Here is a 26281-nt window from a genome sequence, read left to right on the forward strand (position 1 = left end):
TTTTAATCAGGAAACGTTAAATGCAAAATTACAGCACTTTTGCCAAAAAGGGAATTTATTGCTCTTTTTTAAATAAAACGACCTTTTAAGGCTCATATTGAGTGACCTTCCATAAAGATAAGCTTCTGTCATCACTTGCCGAAACGAATTTTTCATCTGATAACCAGTGTAGTCTGTTTACAGATGTACCATGTCCTGCATGTCTGGCTTGGTCTATCACTTTTAAGAGTTTATAGGTATGAGCATCCCAAAGCTTTATTGACTTGTCCATGCTGCAGGTAGCTATCAGCGTTCCAGGAGGATTTACCGCAATATGATTGATGGTAAACATGTGGGCTACCATCTGCTCTTCCAGTTTATAGTTGTCGTTTATGTTCCAAATTTTTAAATGAGCATCTCTTGAACCGCTTAAAAGCCTTTGATAATCCGCACTATACTTTACGGCAAAAACAGAATTCCTGTGAGCGTTAATTTGTTTTTTGAGTTCTAGTGTTTGTAAATCAAAGATTCGGATAGTATTGTCTGAAAAGCCTGCGGCCAATTCCCTTTCTACGGGGTTAATAGATAAGGAGCGAACACTTTTAGCAGACGATTTTATATGTCTCTTAAAAGCCATGAGCTCACTGTCAATTACAGTTATGACGCCATCTCCACCAGCTACAAATACTAAGTTTTTGTATGTTTTTATGTCAAACACAGCGGCTTTGTTTAGGGCCAAATTGGCTATCTCTTTCTTATTGGCAAGGTCAATAAGATGTAAACCTTCAAAGTTTTGAGCTGCCCAAACTCTATTTTGTGATTTTTCAAAATGCACGGCATATATAGAGTTTTTCATTTGAGCAAGTGGCTTACCCAAATCAGAATTTCTGGTATCCCATTCTACGAGGAGGCCATCACCAGATGCAGAAATAAATTTATTTTTGTCAGAGTGACCCGTAACATTATAAACACAGTCTCTATGACCTGTGTAAGATTCTAATTTCTCGGCTTCATATTTCATATAGACTACTAAAAAGGAGATATTTGGTTTTCAAAGATAGATTATGCCAGTACGGTTTCAAAAGGAATGTGCAAGTGGGGCTCATATATTAGTGTGGGAGTCAATAGAGGAGGAAATTCAGTTGATGGCTGACTTACCTTCTAGTATTTTGACTGATGCTGAGCTCGAAAAAATTATTACACCAAGGAAAAAGCTGGAAATGCTAACGAGTAGGGTTGCTATTCGGCATTTGGCTAATGATTTAAATATTTCTTTTGACGGTGTTAAAAAAGACGAACACGGTAAACCCTATTTGGTTAATACTAAATGGGAAATGTCAATTACACATTCTAAGAATTTTATTGGTGTAATAATGCATCCACATTTACCTGTAGGTATTGACATTGAAAAGCCGCAAACTAAAATGTGGCGGATATTACCAAGGCTATATTCCGAAACTGAAATTAAAGCCGTAGGTGATAATTTGGAAACACTGTCTGTTTATTGGTCTGCCAAAGAAGCCTTGTATAAACTTTACGGAAAACGAGGCGTTGATTTTGTTAGAAACCTTAGGTTACACGAAAGCACGGAAGGTCTTATGGGCGAAATTATTATGCCGAACTATCACAAAAGACACCACATTCTTCAAGAAAAAATTGAAGACTATATATTGGTCTGGACTGTTTAAACCGCAGTTAGCAAGTCAGAAAAAGAGATTCCAAAGTGTGATTCGGTATAAATACTTTTACCATCTTTAATTAATAGTACTTGTGGAGATTCATGCTCCACAGAAAAAGTTTCTGCTACTGCAGCAGATAAACTTCTGTTTTGCAACAAATCCAAGTAGTAAGCTTTTATGTTTTTGGCTTCATCTTGGTTCCAGCTTCTTTCTAATCTAGCCATAGAAGTACCGCTTATAGGGCATGTAGTGCTATGCTTGAATATTAAAACAGGTCTTTCTTGAGATTCGTCTTTTATGGTTTGAAGTTGTTCTTCTTGATTTAATGGAGTCCAGTTCATCTTATTTTTTACCAATGTTTTACTTGAGTTTAACGTTAATTTGGAGAACAAAAGTTTCAAAAAACTCATATCAAAAAACTATATTATCAATTAACCTCACATCGTCTAAATAGGCAGCAATACAGATAGCGGTTTTTCCGCTTTCGTTTCGCTTTTTGATAGGTTCTAAGTTTTCAAAGTCTGAAATTTCAAAATATTCTAACTTGAATTCGGGCATTTGATTAAACTGACTTGTAATCTCCATAATGACACTTTTACTGTCCTTACCGTTTAATAGTAAAGATTTGGCTCTAGTTAATGCTTTTGAAATAACCGGTGCTACGGCTCTTGCATCAGAAGAAAGTCTTCTATTTCTGGAAGACATAGCCAATCCGTCTTTTTCGCGGACAATAGGACAGGGGATAAGTTCTAAATCAAAACTTAGGTCTTTCACCATTCTATTCAACACGGCTACTTGTTGTAAATCTTTGAGCCCAAAATAAGCCCTATCAGGATTGACAATATGGAAAAGCTTAGAAACAACAATGCCGACACCATTAAAATGGCCTGTTCTAAATTTACCTTCCATGACATGTTCTAAGTTGCCAAAATCTAATGTAAGATTCGGAAGGCTTGGGTACAATTCATCTGCATTAGGGGCAAAGACTACATCACAGCCAGCGGGTTCTAAAAGCCGACTGTCAGCATCTAGTGTTCTTGGATACATTTTTAGGTCGTCAGCGTTTCCAAACTGAGTAGGATTGACAAAAATGCTACAGACTACCACATCATTTTCTTCTCTAGCTCTTGAGATTAAAGAAATATGACCTTCATGTAAAGCACCCATGGTAGGTACAAAACCAATACTCTTACCAAGTTTTCTTTGAGAATTAAGAAATGTCTTTGTCTCCGAAATAGTGTTTAAAACCTGCATTGAATCCTTACTCTACCGTTACTGATTTCGCCAAGTTTCGTGGCTGGTCTACGTTTCTTCCTCTTAGCACAGCGATGTAATAGGATAATAGCTGCAATGGAATAGACGTTAGCAATGGAGAAACCATTTCGTGACTTTCTGGAATTTCAATGGCAAAATCAACCATTGCTTTTAATGTTTCATCACCTTCGTTGATTACGGCTATTACACGTCCCTTTCTAGCCTTCACTTCTTGAATATTAGAAACAACTTTTTCATAAGAACTATCTTTAGTTGCTATGAAAACCACGGGCATATCTTCATCAATAAGGGCAATGGGGCCATGTTTCATTTCTGCAGCTGGGTATCCCTCTGCATGGATATAAGAAATTTCTTTAAGTTTTAAAGCACCTTCTAAGGCTACAGGGAAATTGATTCCTCTACCTAAGAAAATAAAATTAGACGCAAAAGTAAAGAGCTTCGCAATGTCTTTTATCTCATCAATGTTGGCAAGGATGTCTTCAATTTTGGTAGGTATTGCGGCTAATTCAGAAAGTAACCTTCTATAAACATCATCATTAATGGTACCTTTTTGTTTGGCAGTAGCTATTGCAATCATTGCTAAAACGGTTACTTGAGCCGTGAACGCTTTAGTACTGGCTACACCTATTTCTGGACCAGCGTGTGTATAAACACCAGCTTCGGTTAATCTTGAAATTGATGAACCAACCACATTACAAATACCTAGGATAGTTGCACCTCGCTGTTTCGCTAGTTCTAATGCCGCCATGGTATCTGCTGTTTCTCCAGATTGAGAAATAGCGATGACAAAATCACCTTCTTTAATAATTGGGTTTCTATACCTGAATTCAGAGGCATATTCTACTTCTACATTTATTCTAGCTAATTCTTCAAACAGGTATTCTCCCACAAGCCCGGCATGCCATGAAGTACCACAGGCTATGAAGATAATTCTTTTAGCTTTTGACAGCTTCTCTAAATGATTTATTAATCCACCAAGCTGTATATGAGAAGTACCTACATTTAGTCGTCCTCTCATGCAGTCGCCAATTGATTTGGGCTGCTCATAAATTTCTTTCAGCATGAAGTGCTCAAAACCACCTTTTTCAATGGATTCTAACTCCATTTCTACGGTTTGTATGAAAGCACCAGTTTCTATATTTTCAAGATTTTTGACAACGAGTTCTCCATTAGAAACTACAGCTATTTCGAGGTCGTCTAAATAAACCACCTCTTTTGTGTATTCGATTATTGGCGTAGCATCAGAAGCGAAAAAGAATTCATCTTTTCCTATTCCTATGACTAAAGGGCTACCTTTCCTGGCGGCAATCAGTTGATTAGGATGGTCTTTGTCAATTATTACAATGGCATAAGCACCTTCAACCTTTAGAAGGGCTAATCTGACAGCCTCTTCTGTGGTACAGCCTTTATGTTTTTTAATATCCTCAATGAAGTTTATCAATACTTCGGTATCTGTCTCACTTTCAAAGGTGTAGCCTTTATTGATAAGTGACTGTTTTATAGAGGCATAATTCTCAATAATACCGTTATGAATGATAGCTAAGTTTTGCCCTTGAGAATAATGAGGGTGAGCATTTATGTCATTTGGCTCGCCATGTGTGGCCCACCTTGTATGTCCAATACCGATTGTTGCATGAAGTGGCTTGTCTTTAAGTTCGGCTTCTAAGTCAGCTACTTTCCCTTTTTTCTTATAAACTTTAAGACCGTTTCCATTAAGAAGAGAAATTCCAGAGCTGTCATAACCTCTATATTCTAGTCTTTTTAGTCCTTTGATAATTAGAGGGGCTGCTTCTCTATGCCCTACATAAGCTACAATACCGCACATAAGTTTTTATGAATTTTATTTTTGTGTCAAAAATAAAGAATCCTTAACGTTTTACTGATAAGGATTCTTAAGAATATCATTTTTAAAAGTAAATCTTTATTTCTCTGAGTAATAAAGGTTTAATTGGAAGTCTTTAAGAACTATTCTGTTCAAACCAGCATTAAAAACAGCACTAGAAGAAACGGTACCTGATGGAACGCCGCTTACTAATATCATTCCATTGTCTTGCTTTTTTTGAGAAGTAATTCCCTGTAGATATGGTGTAATATCTGCTACGAAAAAATTAGTTGAGTCTACATAGGTACTTAAAATACCTGCGGTAGGATTAACGGAATAGCTTACGAAACCATATCTATTATTATCCCTAGTTACTTTTTGATTATTGTCAAGTGTTAGGAATGTTATATAAGGAGCCAAAGGTATATCCTCATTAAATGTGTTAGTGTCAGCTCTGAAAAAAAGCTCTGCTCTACTAATTTGAGGGTTGCTTAAAGCTTTAATGCTAGGAAAAGTTAGTTTAGTAGCTATTCCTGTTCCCGCTTGAACAAAGGTCCTCTCATTGGTAAGTGCACTACTTAAACTAGATGTTTTCTGGGTCAACAGGTTTAAAGGAGTTTCTGTTCTACTACTTGTGATTTGGTTATAACGAGAAGAGGTGAAATCAAAAATATATCCTTCTGCGGTAGTGCTACCTGATGAATGATAAAATAGGTTTAAGGTAGAAAATCCTGAAGCAGAGGCAGAGCCTAGATTAAATGCCGCAATAGTTTCTGTTCCAGAAACAGCAGAAATTCTAAATCCTCTGAAAGCCTTAGAGAAGGCTTCGTTTGTTGCAGATTCATCTTTGTTAGCCAAGGCCAATAATTCTTGACCTACTACATCTGGAAGTTTCATTTTAACATAGAGTAAACTCGAATCGGCCGGATTGTAAAAGTCAGCTCGACTTACGGTTTTCGAAGCCAAAAGGGTCTCTTCATAGGCTTCCTCATCATCATAATTATAATTTTTACCAAATACCAATGACTCTTTAAGTCTGTGAACTTGAATGGTCATATTAGCTAAACTGTCACCATAAAATAGTAGACTCCTGTTTATTAAGCTCAGAGTTAAAGAATCAAAAATTGCATTATCGGGTGCAGTTAAAGGAGAATCTCCGTTAGCAAAACTATTTGGTAAAAGTGATGGCTGTAGATAAGCTACCGAAGTTACTTTACCAAAAACAGGATCAACAAAAGAGCCTACTAAAGCCGCAGCCTGACCGCTAGTAATAGCCGAATCCATTAGGTAGGTACTTGCCTCTATTGCTAAGGTATCTGAAAATACCGTTTGTCCTGAGCCTTCTTCTCCAGTAAAACCAATTTTACCTGGTTCCTCACAGGATAAAAAGAAAGCGGAAACCAGTACAAGTACTGAATTCCGCATTAGATCTATTTTATTAAGCATAAAACTATTCTGCCAAATCTGTATAAAGTTGGAAAAATGTTTCTGCAATGTTCTCATCTTCAATTTGAGCATCAATTTTCTTTTCAGCAATTTCGTTAACTATATTACTGATATCAGTACTAAGGTTTTCATTGGCCTTAACTACCACATCAGCGTATTCACAACCAATTTTTATAAAGCCAGCGAAATCTCTTGATCTTAAATTAGCTAAGTTTTCGTCAGAAATATCTAACATTTTAGCTTTAGGGATCATGTCTTCCGTAAACTTGTGTTCGAATACATTATTGTAAACGGTAAAAACCGACTTCGTATTTTTAAATATTGGGTCGTTTTTATAAGTTGTTTTTAAATAAAGAGGAACAAGAGCTGTCATCCAGTCTGTACAATGTACAATATCAGGAGCCCATCCTAGTTTTTTGACAGTTTCTAAGGCACCTTTACAAAAGAAAATGGCACGTTCGTCATTGTCATCATAAAAAGCTCCTTGCTTGTCTGTGAAAACAGTTTTTCTTTGGAAATAGTCTTCGTTATCTAAAAAATAAACCTGTAATTTGGCCGATGGGATAGAAGCCACCTTAATTATTAAAGGTTTTTCTTCGTCGCCTACAGTAATATTAATTCCAGAAAGTCTTACAACTTCGTGGAGTCTATTTTTACGCTCATTGATAGTTCCGAAACGTGGCATCAGTATTCTGATTTCCATGCCTCTTTCCTGCATTTCTTGAGGTAGTTTTTTAGTAAGAGTAGCAATTTTTGATAATTCTAAAAAAGGATCGATCTCGCTCGTAAGATAGAGAATTCGGATTTTGCTCATAAAGACAATATTTCGTTAAATATGCGGAAGGTGCTTCCAAATTAGGGTGCAAAGATACTAAAAAAAAAACTAAACTTTCCCAAACAATTGGCTTTTGCTTTTTTAAAAGACTAATTAATTCTTTGAAAACTAGTAAGAAGTGGGCTTTAAATAGGCTAATGAGATAGTGTCTTTTGAATCTTTTACCAATTGGAAATTCAAAGACTCTAGGGCTGCTTTTGTTTGCTCTTTAATACTTTGGTTTCCTGCAATAATATCTCTAAAGTAGGTTGATGCATTTTTGCCGATGTACTTTTTACAAATGTTTTGATAATCCCTGTAGGAGTAGCCTTTGAAGGGCTTTCCATAGTTTATCCAAAGCTCTCGCATGAGGTCATCAAGCCCTTTTTTATTGTCTGAGTTTTGTTGAATAAGGTGATGCAAAATTAAGGCTGCTATGGCTCCTTTATGATAAACGGATACTTTTCTGTCCGGAACTCCTTTCTCATATCCATCAAGCCATAAATCAAAAGACGAGTTTAGTAAAGATTGGGATGCCTCATTTGAAGTTTCAAAATGCCTTTTTAGTGTTGTTTCAAGCTCTTTTAGATATTGTTCTTTGTTGAAAACGCCACTTCTATACAGAATCCAGTCGCCGTAAAAGGTAGTTAAGCCTTCGGCTACAAAACATGTTTCGAAATAGTTTTCTTTACTGTAATCGTATGGAAGGAGTTCTTTCGGTCTAATTTTTTTGACGTTCCAGGTGTGAAATAGTTCGTGCGAAGCTAAACCTAAAATATCAATGTAAATTTCATCAAAGTTTTGAGCATCTGGGCCAAGCGTCATCATGGTAGAGTTATGATGCTCAACGCCATGATAGTAGGGCTTGCTCATCATCCAGAGCATGAAATGATACTCTTTTACGGGAAACTCGCCAAAAACGTCAATTTGCTCAGAGGTGAACTTTTTGAAATCGATGAGTACTTTGTTCCAAGGGATTTCAATTTTTCCTTTGACCCATATATGGAATTTGTAACCTTGGGACATATAAGTTTTATGCTGAATAGCCGAGGAAATCATGATAGGGGAGTCTACTAAGTCATGAAAGCTATTGCACGTGAAGGTGTTTATGCTGCCATTCTTTTCAAAACTCATTCCAGTGGCTATGTCGGTATTGGCTGCAAAATCAATTTTTAATTCACATGGTTCATTCTGCTGGTTTTCTATATACATGCAGAAGTTGATAGGGTTGAGGTAAAGAAAGTTTGGTTCTATATAGCTTCCTCCTGCATTTTGAATATCGGCATAGAACTCATACTGTATACTTATTTCAGAATAACCTTCGGTTTTTACTTGCCAAATGTCTTTTTTGACTTTTTTGATAGATAAATCTTTGCCATTTGATGCTTTACATGAAACATTTCGGATGTTTTTTGCAAAGTTTTGTATTTCGTACCGTCCCGGCCTCCAAGCAGGTAAATTTATTTTAAGGAGCTTTTGGCTTATGTTTGAAAAGGTAGCTTCTATGTGAAGATACTTGGTGTCAGGTTGTTTATATGAAATTTTATAATTCATTCTTACGTTTGCTTTTGAAATAAAGAATTAAATTTTTACTTTTGCAGTCCCAAATTTAAGATAAGGACAAAATTAATTGAATTAGAATGAAACGTACATTCCAGCCGTCAAATAGAAAGCGTAAAAATAAACATGGTTTTCGCGAGCGTTCTGCCACAGTAGGTGGAAGAAAGGTTATTAAGGCTCGTCGTACCAGAGGAAGATGGAAATTGACAGTTTCTGACGAAAAGACGCATAAGTAATTTTTATAGCATTTACGGACTTTGTGAGGCCACCATTCTGGGTGGCTTTTCTTGTTTGTGCTCATCTCGGCTTTTTTATAACTATCTTTAAATGCTAATTTAACTTTAATTACTTTGAATAAGTCTTTCAGGAAAACAGAGCGACTTTGTCACGTAAAGGTGATTGAAGGTTTATTCGATAGGAAGAATAAGCAGAATAAAAGTTTTAGCTCTTTTCCTATTTTAATGATTTATAGCTTAAACGAGTTAGATGAAAGAGACTATTCTAAAGTCCTTTTTTCTGTACCAAAAAGAAAATTTAAGCATGCGGTAGATAGAAATCTTTTAAAAAGAAGGTTAAAAGAGGCTTATCGCTTAAATAAAAACCTTATTCCAGAAAATCAGAATTATAATATAGCCTTCCTTTATATTGCTAAGGAAATTCATGATTATGAGGGATTGGAAAAGGCCATGATCAAACTTTTGACTAGTTTTAAAGATTGATTTCTTGTATTATAAAAGACTGGATTGGATTTTGCGTTGTATAACTAAATTACTGTCAACTCTTATTAATGAAAAAGACCTATAGATTTCTGACAATTGGACTTATTGCTTCTACACTAGCATTAGTTGGTTTTAAGTATGAAGATCGTTATTTCGAAATCGCTAAAAATCTAGACATTTTTGCAACGCTGTTTAAGGAGTTAAATGCTCTTTATGTGGATGAAATAAACCCCAATAAGGCGATGCGTACTAGCATTACTTCAATGCTGAAGGAGTTGGACCCTTATACAAATTTCTACCCAGAAGATGATATTGAGGATTATAGAACCATGGCTACGGGCAAATATAATGGTATAGGTGCTACGGTGAGTAATGTTTATGGTGAGCATACTGTGGTAATGATATATGAAGGTTCACCTGCAGATAAGGCTGGGATAAAAATAGGAGACGTTTTTAGTGAAATTAATGGTGTAAGCTTAGCTGGAAGAGACAGTGAGCAGCTTGGTAGACTATTGAAAGGGCAAACAGATACCCAAGTAGACCTTACAATAAAGAGATTTGGTCAAAAGAAGCCAATAGACCTGACAGTGAAAAGAGCCGTTGTAAAAACGCCAAATGTACCTCACTATGGATTAATAAATGATGAGGTCGGCTATATTCAATTAAACGACTTTAGTGCCACGGCCGCTGCAGAAATCAAAACAGCCTTTGAAGAAATGAAAGGGCAAGGAATGAAAAGCTTGGTTTTGGATTTAAGAGGCAACCCTGGTGGGCTTTTGAATATGGCTATTGATATCTGTAATTTCTTTATTCCTAAAGGTAAGCTTGTGGTGGAAACAAAAGGGAAAGTGGGGCAATGGAATAAAAAGTACGCTGCTAGATTTAATCCACTAGATTTAGAAATGCCAATAGCTGTTTTAATAAGCAGTGGCAGTGCTTCTGCATCTGAAATAGTGAGTGGAACGCTACAAGATTATGATAGAGGAGTAGTGATAGGTCAAAAATCTTTTGGAAAAGGTTTAGTACAAACTACCAGACCATTAAGTTTTAATACGCAACTTAAGGTTACTACCGCTAAATACTATATTCCTTCGGGAAGGTGTATTCAGGCTATTGATTATAGTCATAGAAATGAGGATGGAAGTGTAGGTAAAGTACCTGATTCGTTGAAATCTACTTTTTATACTAAAAATGGAAGACCTGTTTATGATGGTGGAGGAGTAGACCCTGATATTAAGCTAGAACCGAAAGAACTTTCAGAACTGACAAGGCAATTAACTCGCGAAGGGGTAATTTTTGATTTTGCTACGCAATACTATTTCAATAATCAAACTAATATTCCTGGCGATAATTTTACGCCTTCAGATGATTTATATGCAGCGTTTAAGGAGTATGTAAAGACTTCAGGTTTTAAGTATGTTAATGATGCGGAGGAGGCTCTGTCAGATTTAGAAGCACTAGCGAGTGAAGAGGAGGGTTATGCTGATTTTAAATCTACTTTAAGTCCTTTGAGAGCCTTATTGAATAAAAAGAAGGATTTGGATTTAGTGACTTATCAAAATGAAATTAGGGACGAACTAGCTTTAGAAATCCTGAGTAGATATCATTATGATAATGCTATGAAATTCGTTTCTTTTGAAAAGGACCAAGAGGTTCAGGAGGCATTAAAGTTATTTAAAGATATGCCTCGCTATAAATCTATTCTTGCTGGAAAATAATGGCTTTAATTCTAAGTGTTGAAACTTCTGTAAATGGTTGTTCTGCTGCTATTCATGAAAACGGAACAGTACGTTCAAATTTTGAACTATTCGAACAACGTTCCTCGGCAGAAATGCTTACGGTTTTAATAGAGCAAGCCCTGAAGGTTATTAAGAAAGACTTTTCAGATTTGGACGCAGTGGCCGTTTCTAAAGGGCCAGGCTCATACACGGGCTTAAGAATAGGGGTAAGCACGGTTAAAGGCATCTGTTATGCTGCTAACTTACCGTTGGTTTCTATAAACTCATTGGACCTTATGGCAAATCAGATTAAACCTACTTTTGATGGTTTAGTATGTCCTATGTTAGATGCTAGACGAATGGAGGTTTACTGTAAAGTAATAGATTCAACTGGTGTAGAAAAAATGGAAACTACAGCTGTGGTGGTGGACGAAAACTCTTTTAGTAACTTTTTGAAAAACGGTAAAGTACTTTTTTGTGGCGAAGGGGCTGAAAAGATTAAGAATGTAATCAATCATGATAATGCTCTTTTTTTAGGGGCTGAAGTAAGGCCTAAGGCTTCTGATATGGGTAAAGCAGCTTACGCTAAATTTGAGAAGGGATATTTTGAAAACGTTTCGGATTTTGAGCCTTTTTATCTCAAAGAGTTTGTAGGTACTACACCCTCAAAAAACAAAAAAGTCACGGCCTAGACCGTGACTTAAGATTAACTTGTTTTTGACTTTTAATCTTCGTCAGAAGATTCAATGACAAGCTCTGGTTTTTTATGACTTACGTCGTTCTGTTTTTGTTTTACTTTCTTTACTTGACGTGTTAATACGTCTAGTGCAATGTCGGTTGCTTCTTCAAAGGAATCACCTTGCTCTTTCACAAAAATCGTCTTTCCTGGCACGTGTAAACTAACTTCTACTAGTTTTTTCTGGACAGCTGATTTTTCACCTTTTTCAAGTTTTAGGTAAACGTCTGCTCCAGTTATTCGGTCATGAAATTGATCTAACTTATTCAGTTTGCGTTGGATGAAATCTACTAACGAATTGTCAGCGGTAAAACGAACTGCATTTACTTTCAGCTTCATATTTCTTTTGGATTTTAATGTTATGAATATGACCAATTATCAGATAAATAGTGCTTTTAAAAAAGCCTCATATCTTATAGAATGAATGTAGGCATATTTGACAATAAAATCAATCAGAAGTCCTATAATCTTTGAAACTTTTTTTGATGTTTGTGTCAGAAGCTTTTTTAGTCGATTCCCAACTAGCATCCAGTTCTAAGGCTACCAGTCCTTTAAGGTTCATGGCTGTCATAAAACCGTCTATTGATTTATTGAAACCGTTTTCTCTACGAGATGACTTTAACGCAAAATCTCGGGCAAAGATGTCTCCTTTGGTTTGAATCTCGTTTTTCTTTTCAATCACATAGTTTAGTCGGTCTATCAAGTCTTTCATTGATTTACCAATAACCTCTGTAGCTTCTAGCGTACCAATGGTCAAAACAGTGGTGCCGCCTACGGTAGAGATAGTGGTTTGAAGGTTTTGTTTATTTTTGGCAAAAATGCTTGATAAGCCAGTAGTAGCACCTAAAGATGCATTGATTACAGACCTGTTTTTCTTTCCTTTTTTGGCTTTGTTATAAGACTTTTTTAGCTCTTCCTCTTTCTCTTTAAGCTGCTCTAGTAATTCCCAAGCACGTGTTAGCGTTCCCTTATATAGGTTGAAATTCTTCTGGTCTGTTTCTTCTTCGTTGATGGCATTGTCTACCCTAAATACTATTCTTTTTACTTCTCTTTTTTGCGTTTTATCAATCACGAAAAAGTCGATATAAAAGTTGACTGAGTCAGCTGGGTCTTTAACGAAGTTGTAATCTGGAGTCCAGAAAAACTCATATTGATTTTGTGTGTTTTTGACTAAGCTCTGCTTCTTTACTTCCGGATTATTAGCCAAAAAATCAAAGGTGTCTATGTCTTCATCGCCGTTAGGGTCAGATAAGTAAAAGCCAATATTAATGGTTTCATTTTCTTTCAATACTATTCTATCCACTTTTGGCAAAACGGTAATTGCCGGAGGAAGGTCTAGCTTGGTAGGCATAAGTTTTATACGGCCCTCAGACCTTTTTTTGCTAGGCTGATCTTCTACGGAGAAGCTTATAAAGCGGGGGCCTTCTTGCAAGTCTTTAAACTGTGTGTAGGACGGAGACCAAGTAACTTCTCCTCGAGAGTTGATGTTCATTCCTTCAGGTAAATCTTCTATAGAAGGGATAAAAACTAGTGGGTCACCGTCTTCATCATAAACCAAAGAACCATCTACTTGATATTTATTTTGAGTATTATATTGAATGTAAAATGGAGTCAACTCATTTACTTGAGGAGCTCTGTTGGTATGTTTTACATAAATATCTAATGTTCGAGATACAAAGTCACCAGAGTCAGACTTGGCTTCTACCAAAATCTGGAAAATCTTTTCTTTCTCAATACGGTCTACCATGTTGTAGTCTGGAGTCCACTGAAAAAGACCAGCAGAGTCTAAGGACATTCCTATTTGTTTTCCTTGACTGATATTGAAAGTAAAGGCACGTTCATCTGTATTGCCAGATATACCAAGTTTGAATTCCCCATTTAAACCTTCTTGGAATTTACTCCAGCGGTCTCCATAAGGACTTAGTATTTTGTAATTTGTTTGGGCTGTAGCCAAAGAAATACTAAATATGAATAAAAAGATTGTTGAAATTGCTAATCGCATTATTGGGCTATTTCTTTTTTAGGAAAAACTACGCACGGAAAACCGAAAAGGCATCTTGATTTAATCATTTCAGCTACTTCATGAGGGACGTTTTCTTCCCATCCTATTTCGCCTTGTTTGATTAATTCTAGCATATTGTCAGTTTGTACGTCTAAATTTTTTGGGTTGTAATGATAAATATCTTCAATCTTGTGATTGGCTATCAAATACCTGTAAAGGTCAATGAGTTCCATTCTTGGATTGAATTTCATACAGTTAAGTATGTCGTGGTCTCTTCGGGTTGGGTAAACGTAAAGTTTAACTTTTCTGCCAAAGAGGGTTGCAAAAGATTCAAGAATACCTCCCGGAAGGCTTTTATAATGTTCGCCTTCAAAGATGTATTCCAAATTAGGGTATCCTATTATTAAACCAATTTTATGCTGCGTTACCTTAGAGAGGTATGAAACCAATTTATAGTATTCATGGTAATTGGTAATCATCACAGTTTGGCCTAAAGAACATAGGATATCCACCCTGTCTAAGAAATCTTTCTCGTCAATAATGTCTCCATCTTGATCTTCTTGGAGCGACTGTAAAGTAAGTTCATTAACCACCAGAACATTCTCTTTATCTACGTCAGGTTCTCTTAAATATTGTTTGACACCATTATCAAGCATGTCAAGATGAACATTAATAACGGGCCTAAATCTACCTCTTAACACTACTATGTGCTTTTTATAGAGTGTGTCTGAAGGTTGAAGGTTTTTCCCATCAGGTCCAAACAAAGCAACATCTGAAAAACCATACTTAACCAAATGTAGACTCATAAGCCTACTATCCACCTCTTTAAACTCAGGTCCGTCAAACCTAATCATATCAATTTGGATACGCTCTGAATCCAGATTATCCATTAAGGAAACTAAAAGAACTTCAGGGTTTTCATAATAATAAAAACACCCGTAAATAAGGTTAACGCCAATTATTCCTAAAGCTTGCTGCTGAAGTAAGTTGTCATTATCATGCATAGAGATATGTATAATAACGTCATTATATTTTCCACCAGGTTTGGTTTGGAACCTACAGCCAATCCAGCCATGAGCATTGTTGTTTTTATGGTAGTTAAGAGCAACCACTGTATTGGAAAAAGAAAAGAAATGAGTGTTCTCGCCTCTTTTTTTGCTTAGTCGTTCGTCTAGAAGGTTATACTCATGGTCCAGCATACTTAATAGACGCTCTTGACTTACGTATCTTTTGGACTTTACCTCTCCATAAATGGCATCAGAAAACGTCATGTCATAGGCAGACATGGTTTTAGCGATGGTTCCACTCGCTCCACCAGATTTAAAAAACTGGGCTGCTACTTCTTGACCAGCCCCAATCTCCGCAAATGAACCATAAATCCTTTTATCAAGGTTTAATTTTAAGGCCTTTTGCTTGGTAGCCAAGTTTTTTTCATGCGTGATTGCCATAATTTATTAAAACAAAATGGTTTAGAAAGAGGTTTCTTTGACATATTCCGTTTAGGAATTTTGTCCAATTACAAACTTACAAAAATTTGCACTTTTTAAAGTCTTTTAACTCGAAATCGGCTTTTTTATTGTGCTCAGATACTTACTGAAAGTGATTACTTCTAGATATGTTCTAAGTTTAGGAGTTATTCCAGTTTATTTTTTATTTATCTTTGACAAGCTCTAAAATAAGAGATGTATTTAAGTCCTGAAATTTCAATAAATATTGAAAATATGAAAAGAATTATATATTTTGTAATTATAAGTTTATTTAGTTTTGGTGCATTCGCACAATCGGGATTTGAGGCAAAAACTAAAAAAAACAAAGGTTTACCCAATTTAGAGCATGTATTTAAGGAAATAGATGGCTCTGGAAATGGCAGCTCAAGGCTAAGACAGAGGCCTGTTAAATCTAGTGTGGAACTACATTCTTCCATAGATTATAAAACATATAGAGATTCAGAATCTGGTTCAGTAATTTTTATTGAAAACAATAAAGAAGGTCTTCCTGGTAAACAGCAAAGAAGAGCAGCAAGTGCTCTGGCTTATGATTTTTTGGAAGATGTTAAAGGGCAAGTGAACATAGAGAATCCTAAAAAGGAGTTTACTGCTATTTCTACCTTTAATGATGAGCGAGGTTTGAGCCATCTTAAGTTTCAGCAGGAATATAAAGGAGTTAAAATTTATGGGGCAGAAATAGTCACTCATGCCGATGATAACATGGTGAAAAGTCTGAACGGGAAAGCTTTTCCTACTCCAAGCAACTTGAAGATCAAACCGAAGTTCAGTGAAAAAGAAGCCATTAGTTTAGGTTTACAAGAATTGGCCAAATCTTCTATTCTTCAGAAAGGTGGTTTTGAGAATGGCTTTTTTGAGATAGCTCAAGACAGAGCAGAACTCATTATTTATTACATTGAAAAGACCCCAGTTTTAGCTTATGAAATGACATTGAAACCAAATCTATTAGAAAGGTGGGTGGTTTTTATGGATGCTCAGTCAGGGGAGATAATTGATAAATACAATCATACCTGTACGCTGGATGGTGTTTTTCAAACTTCCGCAAAAGATTTGAATGGCTTTACACGGAGCTTCAATATTATTCAGAGCGGTGCGAATTATTTTATGGTGGATCCTTCAAAACCAATGTATAATAATAATCAATCCAAACTGCCAGATGCTCCTGTAGGAGCTGTATGGACTATTGATGCCTTGGATTCGAGGATTAGTGGGGAAATGGAATTTGCTCACGTTACATCAAATGATGGAACAACATGGAGCCCTACTGCGGTTTCTGCTCATAATAATGCTTCTATCTGTTATGATTTTTATAGAACTAAGTTTAATAGAAACTCCCTAAATGGAAAAGGAGGGAATATCATTTCGGTAATTAATATTACGGATGAAGATGGTAAAGGAATGGATAATGCTTACTGGAATGGTGAGTTTATGGGTTATGGAAATGGAGCACAAGGTTTTAAACCACTGGCAGGAGCTTTAGATGTAGCAGGCCATGAAATGACTCACGGAGTTATTGAAAATACAGCTCGTTTAGAATATAGAAATCAATCAGGAGCACTGAACGAATCTTTTGCCGATATTTTTGGAGCATTAATAGATAGGGATGATTGGACTTTGGGTGAGGATGTAGTTAAGCCAAATATTTTTCCGTCGGGTGCTTTAAGGAGTTTAGAGAATCCTAACCAAGGAGGGAAAAACGACCCGGGCTATCAGCCTAAAAATATGAGTCAATATGTTTATTTAAGAGACACTCCGAGTGAAGATAATGGCGGTGTTCATATTAACTCAGGTATTCCAAACCATGCTTTTTATCTTTTTGCTACTGCTGACGGGATGAATAAAGATAAAGCTGAAGCAGTTTATTATCACACCCTAACTAATTACATTACCAGAACCTCTAAGTTTGTAGATTTAAGATTGGCAGTAATTCAAGCGGCAAAAGACCTTTATGGAGAAGGGCAGGAGTCGGCAGCGGCGGCTTCAGCTTTTGACCAAGTAGGAATTACCGCACCAGGAAGTGGGCAGCAGGTTCCAGAAATAGAAGAAGAAATTATCGACGTTAACCCAGGAGACCAGTATTTGGTAGTTTACGAGCCAGTAGGAAAGAGTATTTACCGAGGTTTAGAGGGTGGACAAAACTATGATATAATTTCAGATGGGATAGGCTGTCAAAGAAAGCCAAGTATTTCTGATGATGGTACGGCTATGTTTTTTGTGGGTGATGATGGTAATATTTACTATGTAGATTTAACGGCATCTAATGCCACTGCACAGGCATTAAGCTCTAATGGAGCTTGGTCAAATGTAGCTATCTCTAAAAATGGAATCTTGTTAGCAGCTCTTACATCTTCAGAAGATGGAAAAATCTATGTTTTTAATTTAGAGACAGATCAGCAAGCTAGTTTTGAACTTTTCAATCCTACTTATTCACAAGGAATATCTACTGGGGAGGTTCTTTATGCCGATGCCTTAGAATGGGATTATTCTGGCGAGTATCTGGTTTATGATGCTTTTAATAGAGTGAGTAGTTTGTTCGGTGATTTAGAATATTGGGATGTAGGATTATTAAGAGCCTGGGATTTAAGTACCAATAATTTTGGCGATGGTGATATTGAGAAAATCTTCTCGGATTTAGACGAGGGAGATAACATCGGAAATCCGGCTTTGTCAAAAACGAACCCGAATATTATTGCATTTGATTACTTGGATGCTCGGGAAGACAAATTCTACATTCTTGGCGTTAACCTTTACTCAGGAGGATTAAATCTGATGATTGAAAACAATGCTATTGGCTATCCGGACTATTCTATAGATGATAAAAAACTTGCATACACAGCAGAGGAAGCCGTGGGAGAGGTAGTTAAGACTATTCCTTTAAATGCAGATAGAATTTCAACGAATGCCAGTTCGGGTAGAAGGATTTTTGGAGAAGGGCAAGACAAATGGGTTGTTTATTATGCTCAAGGTCAGCGTAAGTTGCCCACCAAAGAGGCACAAACCATTACATTTCCTAGTCTTGCCCACCAAAACGCGGGAGCCACAGTAAACCTTAATGCGGTGGCTAGTTCTGGTTTTGGAGTGCAGTATACTGTAATAGAGGGTGATGCTACTATTGAGGGAAATACTGTAGTGTTAGGGAGTACTCCTGGTCTAATAACAGTGCAAGCTTTCCAAGTAGGAGGGAGTGACTTTACATCGGCCAGTGCCGAGCAAAGTTTTTGTTTAAATCCGCAAGCTTTGTCTATTACATCAGACGGAGAAACAGTTTTTGCTTCAAACGCCAGTTTATACCAATGGTATGTAAATGGAAACCCGCTAGGCGGTCAAACCACAAACAGCCAACTAGTAGTTGACAGAAATGGAACTTACAGTGTAAAGGCAGCTACAGCCGATGGCTGTTTAAGTGGTTTCTCAAACGAAATACAATTGCAGCTTCAGAGGGTTTTAGGAACAGAACCAAGCGAATTATCAGCCTTAAATGTTTACCCAAATCCTGCTCAAAACGAAATCAAAATTAGCATACCCAAGGGAAGCCGCTTTGAGTCTGCTGAGATACGAAACACTAATGGTAAGTCTATTCTAAATACAGATAAAGAAGTGATAAATATAGGACACTTTAATGCAGGTGTATATATAATTAAAGTAACTACAGATAAAGGAGATGCCTATAGAAAGGTAGTGAAACAGTAATCGGCTTAATTATTGTATTATATTAGATGTTACTAGCTGATAAATACAGTTAGGACTAAAAAAAGTGCCTAGTTCCTGATAAAGAATGATACAAAAGCCCGACAAACTTTTACTCATTGCCATGTTTATTGGCCTGGTTTTCCATGGCACTATTTTCTTTTTTACGTTTGATTCTACTTACGACGCCTTCGTTCATATTTTTTTTGCAGACCATTACTCTCGGTCGTGGTTTGAACCATGGGATAATAGATGGTATACAGGTTTTAATGTTACCAGTTATCCTCCCTTAGTTCATCAGTTAACGGCTTTACTTTCTAAGATAGTAGGTTTAAAATATGCCTTTGTATTCCTTGCGGCAGCCATAGTGCAGCTTCTTATAGTAGGAGCCTATCGATTTTCAAAACTGTGGACTACCCCAAGAGCGGCAGGTTATGCCGCTATTTTTGCTTGTTTTTGCTCTTCTATAGTAGAGGCATTACACCTTTTTGGCCAGTTACCCACACTAATGGGTATTGCATGTCTTCTTAATGCCTTGCCCGAAGTTTATAGATGGATGCGGTATGGAAAATACTATAGATTGGCCACTGCTTTGTCCATCATGGGCGTGGGAGTCACCTCTCACCATGTGACTACTATTTTTGGAATGGTCTTTTTCATTGCTCCTGTAATGGGTTTGGCGGTGGTAGATACCATTATAGCCAAGAATCAGGATGTAGAAGGGGCTAAAAAATGGTATTACAGTTTTGTAGAAGAAAACGTATCAAAATTCAAAATTACGCTTAGAGGATTTTTAGAAGAGACATGGAATAAAAGGAAAGAGCTGGTACTTTTTGTAGGTAGTGTTCCTTTAATCATGATGCTGATATTTCCTTATTTTTATTGGTCGGCCACAGACCCAATAAATCAGGTTTCCATTCCGCATGGCTCTCGCGATTCTTTTATTGAGGTTACATCTTCTGGGCTCATGTTCTTTTTGATTCCCATGGGAATTATCCTGCTCCTTATGCCGTATATCTTTATACGGGTTTGGACCAGAAGAAACTTTTTCATTGGTCTTTCTTTTACACTTATGGTGCTTTTAGGTACAGGAGGAACCACGCCATTACCTAAGCTAATGTTGGGCGAAAATGCCTTTAATATCTTAACACTTGATAGGTTTACCTTTTGGGCCACTATAATTAGTATTCCATTTATAGGAGAGTTTTTTTATCGCTTATTAGAAGCCGACTTAAAAGACTATTTAAGAGAAAAGTTAGGCGTTTGGCCACACCGATTAACTTGGATTCTGCTGGCAGGGATTTTAAGTATCCTGACCACCTTTATTATTAACTTAGGAACTTTTAGGCCTTTACAGCCTCAAAGTATAGACACTAAACCAATGCTTCAGTTTTTGGAAAGAGACCAGCATGACAAATGGCGTTACATGACTTTGGGTTTTGGTGACCAAATGGCTTGGCTTTCTGCTCAGACCAAAGCTCAATCTGTGGATGGGAATTATCATTCGGCAAGACGATTGCCAGAAATGACCACAAGACCCTTAGAGCGATTAGAAAATTCGAAGTTTAAGGGTGTTCAAGGTTTAGGTTCTTTACAGCAATTTCTCACTGTACCCGAGAAATATTACTTGAAATACGTTTTTTCAAACGACAAATTTTATGACCCTATTTTATACTTTTCAGGCTGGGAAAGAGTGCAGCGTTTGGAAAACGGTATTATGGTTTGGCAGAAACAAGATGTGCCTCCTTTACCTTCCGCTTTGAAGAAAAAGGAGCTGCCAAAAATCATGAAAGTTTGGTGGGGTATCATGCCGGTACTTTCGCTTTTGATAGCCTTTGGGGTGAATTTTGTTTATGTCTGGTATACCAGAATAAAGAAAAATCACGAGTTTGATGACGAATACCGAAACGACAATTTTTTGATTGCTCCACTGAGCAAATGGACCTTTATTTTCTTGGGAGTTTGGATAGGAGTAATTGTGACAGTTACTAGTGCAGTTATTATTAAAGGTTTGTTTCATTCGCCTTATGACGATCCTGAAAGTGTGGTGGAAGCCTATTATGATGCTGTTGATTTTAAATATTTTGGAGCAGCCTATGAGTTTTTTGAGCCAGAAACACGCCCCAGTTTTGAAGACTATTTTATTAAGCTTTCGGTAGAAGATGGGATTGTAGCGTCATACGCCAAACTGGACAATATGGTGATAACTACAGAAAAAATTGACAAGAATAATTATTTGGCCAAGGTAGATGCTGAGTGGATTACGCCTGTGGAACAGTACATGACCCATAATGAGCATAGGGTTACCAAAGTGAAAGGGAAGTGGTACATAATAGCTCCGAAATTTGACAACAGTATTCCGCCTGATACATTTGTGGAGGAAGCCCTACTGAGTATGCACAGCCAAGGAAAGAGGCAAACAGGAACAGACCCCACTCAGCATGATGACGTGATGGACAGGCCAGAACTTAAGATTTTAAATGCCAGGTTGGTAAAGAAAGATAGCAGCTATACAGTGGTGGGTGAGCTTCAAAATATAGACAATTACCCCGCTCATATAACTGTATTGGCCGATTTGTACGATGAGTACAATAGAAAACTGGTGAGCTATAATGTGAAATATGGAAGTATCCACCGGATTATGCCAAAGGAGGTGGTTTCTTTCAGAATCAATTTTGAAGCAACAGCTTGGGTAAAAACAGATGATTTAGACCCAGGGGAGTTTAATCCAGAAGAATTTACAGAATATGATTTTCCAATGGCTCCCGTCAAATTTAAAATATTGGCAAGAGCAGTAATTGATAAAAATGATTTATACCGCTCTGTAGGTTTACAAAACGTTCATATTCATGATAATATATTAGAAGGAGAAGGTTTTAATTATGGTACAGAAGAGGTGAGTGTACCCAAAGTGCTGGTGTCTTACTATGATAATGATGAAAAAGTGAAATGGGTGGAGGTTTTCTTTATGAGAGAGGGGATAAGACAGCAGCGGAAACGAAAACTAAAGCATAAACTCGCTAATTTTTCTGATTATAGTGTAATATATGAAGGCACTGAGGCGGATTTTTATGTCAATGGCTTACCAAGTATTTCCTATGTAAGCGTACCGCAAACCAAAAAAATGACGCATAAAATATCACTTGGGAATAATGAGAAACTAGGATTAAGGATTGATGGCTATTTAGGTAGCCCTACCATTTATTAATGACAAAGAAATTAAAAATAGCGACCGTTTCTATAGCATCATTTTTACTGTTGGTGCTTTGCTATTTGTTTGTTGTTGATAGAGGTGAACCTGTGGAGGTTTCAACTTTAGTTCCCAATGAAATAAAGGATTTTAGGTTTCCGGATAGCATTTCTGTGGGTACAAAACTTAAGTATGAGGCGGATTTTGATGCCTCAAATTGTCATTTATTAGTAAGCACATCATGGGGTAATTATGTGGTAGAACCGCAGCAAGAAAATAGTAAATGGATTTTTGCGATTGAAGATAGTCTAACACAAACGGCTGGTGCTTATATTTTGGATTTGGCCTGTGAAGGAAGGCTTTTGAAAAGTAAGCAAATGCAGGTTTTTAGTGGTTTGCCAGCTGAGCCACTAGAGGCATTTGTGGGTTCTAAATCTATTGAGGCCGATAACGGAGAGCATTGGGCCATGATATTGGCTATTCCGACCGATACTTTTGACAACTTAACTGCAGATAAAACGCCGGTCAATTTTAGTTTACACAGGCCAGATGAGCGTGTTGAAAAGCTTAATAAGAATACGGAGCATGGTGTAGCTTATCATAAAATTTATAGTAAAAGTAAAGTAGGGAAGACAATAATAGGAGTAAGGGCTGGAGCAGCTACTGCCAAAGAAAAGGAGCTTTTAGAGATGCCAGGCTTTCCCGTGAACTTTAATATTTATGCAGAAAGGGTGTATTCGTTTGCTGATAAGCGGCAGAACTTTCATTTGAAGACTTCCGTGATTAAAGACAAATATGGAAATATTGTGGCGGATGGAACGCTCTTAAATATTGATGTGACTGATAGTGATAATTCCAAAAGAATATTGACCAGTTATACCATGGATGGCGTGGCAGAATTAGACATTCAAAATCCTTCATTGGCAGGTAAAATATTAATAAATGGAAGTATTTATGGCGACGCTAAAAGCAATGAACTGGAGCTATCTTTCAAAAAGTATTTAGCCAAACTGCCTGTGAGATTTAGTGCCGAAGAAAAAGCGGTGATAGTGGGGCCACTGGTAGGGCCACTCAAGCAATACATGTCTGATGGTGCCGAAATAGAAATGTATATAGAATCTTTAGACATGCTGAAAATAGGTGTAGTGAAAAATGGCTACGCCAAAATAGATTTAACAGACATGAAGGCTGGCAATTATAAAGGGCTAGTAAGTTCTGGTGGGCTGGAGAGCGAAGTTGACATTAAATTAAAAACCAATGAATAAGGATAAGTTATTTTTTAAAATAGTATTCTCTATTGGTATTATGCTTTTGCTTGGGCTCTTAGCAGGAGGAGCGGCTAAGTTTTTAGCCTATTTTAATTCTGGAGGTGATAGAGAAGACCTTTTGAAACTAGCGGAGGTTTTACCAGATGAAATAAATCCGGAAATAAATTGGCTTCCTGATGATGCTAATACCGGGAGGCCAATGGAGGTTTTTAGTCGTGATATTATAGCAGGAGGCTATGTGAGAGCACTTTATCAACGAGATTTAAGTTTGTTTACAGGCAATTCTGATGGAGTGAAAGAGTATTATACCAGAGAAGCTAGGCCTAAAATATTTCATCAAATTAGCTTGGTGAATGAGAAAAAGATGAGCGTGGAAAGAGTAGAACTCAACCATAATATAAAACTTCATTTTTACTCTGCCGATGGACAAATAGTGTCTTTTACCGATTATGAAGTTCACACCTTAAAACGATTAAATACCTCAAAAAACAAACGTATACTCTCTACCGCAGATACATCTTCTTATAAAGTTATCATGCAGTTAGATGATGGGTACTGGCGAATAAAGCATTTAGAAAGGGGGATTTTTGAAGAGTTATATCCTGATTTCGTACAGGACTCTTTGGTGATATTTCAAGAACATCGCGATTCATTATTAGCCCAAGTTCCCAGTATAAAAGGCATTAACTATTACCCTAAAGACCATCCATTTAAAGATTTTTGGATAAACTATGACACCTCAACAGTTGAAAATGACTTTGAGTTGATAAAAGAAATGAATTTAAACACAGTTCGTATTTTTATCAATTATGAACAATTTGGTAAAGGTGTGGTAGTGCCAGAAATGCTTTTAAGATTAGAGCATTTACTAAATACTGCGGAGACTAATAAGCTTCAAGTGTTGGTCACTATGTTTGATTTTAACTCCAATTATAATCTTTTAAACTTTGCAAATACTGACAGGCAATTGGAGGTGATAATGAAGAAGTTCAAAAACCATCCAGCGATATTGGCATATGACTTAAAAAACGAACCAGACATAGATTATCACTATCAAAATCCTGATGATGTGAAGCAGTGGCTACGGTTTATAATTAGCAAAGCGAGAAAGTATGACCCGAGCCATCCTATCACAGTGGGGTGGGCATATCCAGAAAGTGCTAACTATCTGGCTGATAGTTTAGATTTTGTATCTTTCCATTATTATCGAGAATTAGAGAATTTAGGCAAGGATATTGATAGATTAAAAGAGGAAACCAATCATAAAACACTTCTTTTAGAGGAATTCGGTTTGTCGTCTTATCAAAGTAGCATAATGCCACTGGGTAAAACACAAAGTCAACAAGCAGAGCATTTAAAAAACGTTCAAGGTATTCTTAAAAGTAAGGGTGATATTCCATATATGTATTGGACGCTCTACGACTTTTCAGAAGTAGCAGGAGATGTGGCTGGGAGTATGCCTTGGCAAAAAGGTCCTCAGAAAGGTTTTGGTGTATTAAATCAAAAAGGAAAACCGAAGGAAGTGTATGAAGTACTGGTAAAACCAGAGCAAACGCATCAGTTTTCGAAATTGAGTAAGATTCCAAAGTTTGTTTTCGTCTACCTCGTTTTTTCTGTACTAGTTGCGAGTGTTTTGATTTTTAGGAAATCCATTGTTCGCACGATAAAGAGATTAAAAAAATGAAAAAGAAACTTAAAATTGCAGTAGTTTCAAGTTATCCTCCGGGTAAGCGTACCTTAAATGAGTATGGGTATTATCTTATAAATCATTTTAGGAATAAGCCAGAAGATTACGAGAAAATTATCCTCCTTTCAGACCAACTGCCTGATGGGAAAACGTTTGATTTTTTAGACCAGCCTGTACCCATTGAAGATCATCAAGTATGGGATTTTAACTGGTGGACCAATCCTTTAAAAATTTTAAAAGCGGTAAAACGCTCAAAAGCTGATATTGTCCTATATAATATTCAGTTTCTTTCTTTTGGAGATAAGAAAATTCCGGCAGCTTTGGGGCTATTGACTCCCTTACTTACGAGAATGAGTGGTGTCCCGTCTGTAGTGCTTCTGCATAATATTTTAGAGCAGGTAGACCTTAATGAGGCAGGAATCACCAAGAATAAGTTGGTTTCGGGAATTTATAACATGATAGGCACCATGCTTACGCGTTTTATTCTTTCTGCCAATGTTTTGGCAGTAACTATTCCAAAATACGTTGAAATTTTAGAGAAGAAATATAGAGCTAAAAATGTAGCTTTAATACCACACGGAAGTTTTGAAGTTCCTCCAATGCCTACTTTCAAATTACCAGAAGGGCCTCTTCAGGTCATGGCTTTTGGTAAGTTTGGAACTTATAAAAAGGTGGAAGGGATGATTGAAGCTGTAGAGCTTATCAGAAAAAGAACATCCTTAGACATTGAAATTGTGGTAGCGGGAACAGACAGCCCTAATACACCAGGATATTTAGACGGTGTGCAAGAAAAATATAAAGAAGTGTCTCAGTTAAGATTTACCGGTTATGTGGCAGAAGAAGATGTGCCTGTGATTTTTGGAGAGTCAGCTGTTTCCGTATTTCCTTACACATCTACCACAGGAAGCTCAGGAGTACTTCATCAAGCGGGTAGTTATGGTAACGCCGTAGTGATGCCTATGCTTGGCGATTTAGCCATGCTGGTAGAAGAGGAAGGTTATGCAGGCGAGTTTTTTGAGCCAGATTCTGTTGAGAGTTTAGCCACTGCCATTCAAAAGGTTTTAGAAAGCGAAGAATATAGATTGCAGCTGGGTAGAAGAAACTACTTTGCGGCGGCTTCACTTCCAATGGAAGATTTGGTAGACTGGTACTACCTACATTTTCAAAAGTTGCTGGTTGACTAGCACTTTTTTT

At 36.9% G+C, this 26281-nt stretch carries 20 protein-coding genes; 10 read left to right on the top strand and 10 right to left on the bottom strand.

All coding sequences use genetic code 11. The features are described from left to right. Positions 1-85 precede the first annotated feature (85 nt). The gene (locus AADJ06_RS13935) at positions 86-1000 is read right to left on the bottom strand and encodes a WD40 repeat domain-containing protein (protein ID WP_341227082.1); all 915 of its coding nucleotides are present in this window, start codon (positions 998-1000) and stop codon (positions 86-88) included. 43 nt (positions 1001-1043) lie between these two features. On the opposite strand from AADJ06_RS13935, the gene AADJ06_RS13940 reads away from it, so the two are divergent. Next, the gene (locus tag AADJ06_RS13940) at positions 1044-1667 is read left to right on the top strand and encodes a 4'-phosphopantetheinyl transferase superfamily protein (protein WP_341227083.1); all 624 of its coding nucleotides are present in this window, start codon (positions 1044-1046) and stop codon (positions 1665-1667) included. Here the strand turns inward: AADJ06_RS13940 and ytxJ are convergent. The 6 genes from ytxJ to AADJ06_RS13970 form a co-directional block, all read right to left on the bottom strand. Beyond that, positions 1664-1999 carry a bacillithiol system redox-active protein YtxJ gene (gene ytxJ, locus AADJ06_RS13945; protein WP_341227084.1) on the bottom strand — a complete coding sequence of 112 codons (336 nt, stop codon included), beginning with the start codon at positions 1997-1999 and terminating at the stop codon, positions 1664-1666. The genes AADJ06_RS13940 and ytxJ overlap by 4 nt on opposite strands. 70 nt (positions 2000-2069) lie before the next feature. Beyond that, a complete protein-coding gene (gene panC, locus AADJ06_RS13950) occupies positions 2070-2912 on the bottom strand; it encodes a pantoate--beta-alanine ligase (RefSeq protein ID WP_341227085.1) in 843 nt (280 codons plus the stop codon). Positions 2913-2919: 7 nt separating this feature from the next. Next, complete coding sequence (gene glmS, locus AADJ06_RS13955; RefSeq protein WP_341227086.1) at positions 2920-4758, bottom strand: glutamine--fructose-6-phosphate transaminase (isomerizing); 1839 nt, start codon at positions 4756-4758, stop codon at positions 2920-2922. Between the two features lie 96 nt (positions 4759-4854). Further along, the gene (locus AADJ06_RS13960; RefSeq protein ID WP_341227087.1) at positions 4855-6180 is read right to left on the bottom strand and encodes a DUF4270 family protein; all 1326 of its coding nucleotides are present in this window, start codon (positions 6178-6180) and stop codon (positions 4855-4857) included. Between the two features lie 25 nt (positions 6181-6205). Continuing rightward, on the bottom strand, positions 6206-7015 hold the full coding sequence (locus AADJ06_RS13965) for a glycogen/starch synthase (protein ID WP_341227088.1): 810 nt from the start codon (positions 7013-7015) through the stop codon (positions 6206-6208). A 129-nt stretch (positions 7016-7144) separates the two neighbouring features. After that, on the bottom strand, positions 7145-8569 hold the full coding sequence (locus AADJ06_RS13970) for a M61 family peptidase (protein WP_341227089.1): 1425 nt from the start codon (positions 8567-8569) through the stop codon (positions 7145-7147). Positions 8570-8655: 86 nt separating this feature from the next. Here AADJ06_RS13970 and rpmH point away from each other — a divergent pair, with 86 nt between their 5' ends. The 4 genes from rpmH to tsaB all read left to right on the top strand — a co-directional run bounded on the left by rpmH (position 8656) and on the right by tsaB (position 11704). Next, positions 8656-8811: a 50S ribosomal protein L34 gene (rpmH, locus tag AADJ06_RS13975; RefSeq protein ID WP_341227090.1), complete on the top strand. Its 156-nt coding sequence runs from the start codon at positions 8656-8658 to the stop codon at positions 8809-8811. Positions 8812-8925: 114 nt separating this feature from the next. Further along, entirely contained in the window at positions 8926-9294 is a 369-nt protein-coding gene (gene rnpA, locus AADJ06_RS13980) for a ribonuclease P protein component (protein ID WP_341227091.1), read from the top strand. A gap of 68 nt (positions 9295-9362) precedes the next feature. Then, the gene (locus tag AADJ06_RS13985) at positions 9363-11012 is read left to right on the top strand and encodes a S41 family peptidase (protein ID WP_341227092.1); all 1650 of its coding nucleotides are present in this window, start codon (positions 9363-9365) and stop codon (positions 11010-11012) included. Next, a complete protein-coding gene (gene tsaB, locus AADJ06_RS13990) occupies positions 11012-11704 on the top strand; it encodes a tRNA (adenosine(37)-N6)-threonylcarbamoyltransferase complex dimerization subunit type 1 TsaB (protein ID WP_341227093.1) in 693 nt (230 codons plus the stop codon). Before AADJ06_RS13985 ends, tsaB begins: the two co-directional genes overlap by 1 nt. A gap of 32 nt (positions 11705-11736) precedes the next feature. Here the strand turns inward: tsaB and raiA are convergent, their stop codons facing one another. The 3 genes from raiA to AADJ06_RS14005 form a co-directional block, all read right to left on the bottom strand. Then, entirely contained in the window at positions 11737-12087 is a 351-nt protein-coding gene (gene raiA / locus AADJ06_RS13995) for a ribosome-associated translation inhibitor RaiA (RefSeq protein WP_341227094.1), read from the bottom strand. 109 nt (positions 12088-12196) lie between these two features. Then, positions 12197-13750, bottom strand: coding sequence for a hypothetical protein (locus AADJ06_RS14000; RefSeq protein ID WP_341227095.1), 1554 nt, complete (start codon positions 13748-13750; stop codon positions 12197-12199). After that, on the bottom strand, positions 13750-15198 hold the full coding sequence (locus AADJ06_RS14005; RefSeq protein WP_341227096.1) for a TonB-dependent receptor: 1449 nt from the start codon (positions 15196-15198) through the stop codon (positions 13750-13752). The genes AADJ06_RS14000 and AADJ06_RS14005 overlap by 1 nt, the downstream gene beginning before the upstream one ends. Before the next feature lie 273 nt (positions 15199-15471). Here AADJ06_RS14005 and AADJ06_RS14010 point away from each other — a divergent pair, with 273 nt between their 5' ends. The 5 genes from AADJ06_RS14010 to AADJ06_RS14030 all read left to right on the top strand — a co-directional run bounded on the left by AADJ06_RS14010 (position 15472) and on the right by AADJ06_RS14030 (position 26271). Further along, the gene (locus AADJ06_RS14010) at positions 15472-18945 is read left to right on the top strand and encodes a M4 family metallopeptidase (RefSeq protein WP_341227097.1); all 3474 of its coding nucleotides are present in this window, start codon (positions 15472-15474) and stop codon (positions 18943-18945) included. Between the two features lie 85 nt (positions 18946-19030). Then, positions 19031-22150: a hypothetical protein gene (locus tag AADJ06_RS14015; RefSeq protein WP_341227098.1), complete on the top strand. Its 3120-nt coding sequence runs from the start codon at positions 19031-19033 to the stop codon at positions 22148-22150. Further along, positions 22150-23397, top strand: coding sequence for a hypothetical protein (locus AADJ06_RS14020; RefSeq protein WP_341227099.1), 1248 nt, complete (start codon positions 22150-22152; stop codon positions 23395-23397). Before AADJ06_RS14015 ends, AADJ06_RS14020 begins: the two co-directional genes overlap by 1 nt. Further along, positions 23390-25084, top strand: a complete 1695-nt coding sequence (locus AADJ06_RS14025) for a cellulase family glycosylhydrolase (protein WP_341227100.1) — start codon at positions 23390-23392, stop codon at positions 25082-25084. The genes AADJ06_RS14020 and AADJ06_RS14025 overlap by 8 nt, the downstream gene beginning before the upstream one ends. After that, positions 25081-26271 (top strand): glycosyltransferase, encoded by a 1191-nt coding sequence (locus tag AADJ06_RS14030; protein ID WP_341227101.1) that lies wholly within the window; start codon positions 25081-25083, stop codon positions 26269-26271. The genes AADJ06_RS14025 and AADJ06_RS14030 overlap by 4 nt, the downstream gene beginning before the upstream one ends. Positions 26272-26281 lie beyond the last annotated feature (10 nt).

Source organism: uncultured Arcticibacterium sp., assembly GCF_964021845.1.
In the GTDB taxonomy this organism is placed as follows: Bacteria; Bacteroidota; Bacteroidia; order Cytophagales; family Spirosomataceae; genus Arcticibacterium.

Coding starts and splice junctions, on each gene's coding strand:
- AADJ06_RS13935 (WP_341227082.1), bottom strand. CDS start 1,000: ATGAAATATGAAGCCGAGAAATTAGAATCTTACACAGGTCATAGAGAC.
- AADJ06_RS13940 (WP_341227083.1), top strand. CDS start 1,044: ATGCCAGTACGGTTTCAAAAGGAATGTGCAAGTGGGGCTCATATATTA.
- ytxJ (WP_341227084.1), bottom strand. CDS start 1,999: ATGAACTGGACTCCATTAAATCAAGAAGAACAACTTCAAACCATAAAA.
- panC (WP_341227085.1), bottom strand. CDS start 2,912: ATGCAGGTTTTAAACACTATTTCGGAGACAAAGACATTTCTTAATTCT.
- glmS (WP_341227086.1), bottom strand. CDS start 4,758: ATGTGCGGTATTGTAGCTTATGTAGGGCATAGAGAAGCAGCCCCTCTA.
- AADJ06_RS13960 (WP_341227087.1), bottom strand. CDS start 6,180: ATGCGGAATTCAGTACTTGTACTGGTTTCCGCTTTCTTTTTATCCTGT.
- AADJ06_RS13965 (WP_341227088.1), bottom strand. CDS start 7,015: ATGAGCAAAATCCGAATTCTCTATCTTACGAGCGAGATCGATCCTTTT.
- AADJ06_RS13970 (WP_341227089.1), bottom strand. CDS start 8,569: ATGAATTATAAAATTTCATATAAACAACCTGACACCAAGTATCTTCAC.
- rpmH (WP_341227090.1), top strand. CDS start 8,656: ATGAAACGTACATTCCAGCCGTCAAATAGAAAGCGTAAAAATAAACAT.
- AADJ06_RS13985 (WP_341227092.1), top strand. CDS start 9,363: ATGAAAAAGACCTATAGATTTCTGACAATTGGACTTATTGCTTCTACA.
- tsaB (WP_341227093.1), top strand. CDS start 11,012: ATGGCTTTAATTCTAAGTGTTGAAACTTCTGTAAATGGTTGTTCTGCT.
- raiA (WP_341227094.1), bottom strand. CDS start 12,087: ATGAAGCTGAAAGTAAATGCAGTTCGTTTTACCGCTGACAATTCGTTA.
- AADJ06_RS14000 (WP_341227095.1), bottom strand. CDS start 13,750: ATGCGATTAGCAATTTCAACAATCTTTTTATTCATATTTAGTATTTCT.
- AADJ06_RS14005 (WP_341227096.1), bottom strand. CDS start 15,198: ATGGCAATCACGCATGAAAAAAACTTGGCTACCAAGCAAAAGGCCTTA.
- AADJ06_RS14010 (WP_341227097.1), top strand. CDS start 15,472: ATGAAAAGAATTATATATTTTGTAATTATAAGTTTATTTAGTTTTGGT.
- AADJ06_RS14015 (WP_341227098.1), top strand. CDS start 19,031: ATGATACAAAAGCCCGACAAACTTTTACTCATTGCCATGTTTATTGGC.
- AADJ06_RS14020 (WP_341227099.1), top strand. CDS start 22,150: ATGACAAAGAAATTAAAAATAGCGACCGTTTCTATAGCATCATTTTTA.
- AADJ06_RS14025 (WP_341227100.1), top strand. CDS start 23,390: ATGAATAAGGATAAGTTATTTTTTAAAATAGTATTCTCTATTGGTATT.
- AADJ06_RS14030 (WP_341227101.1), top strand. CDS start 25,081: ATGAAAAAGAAACTTAAAATTGCAGTAGTTTCAAGTTATCCTCCGGGT.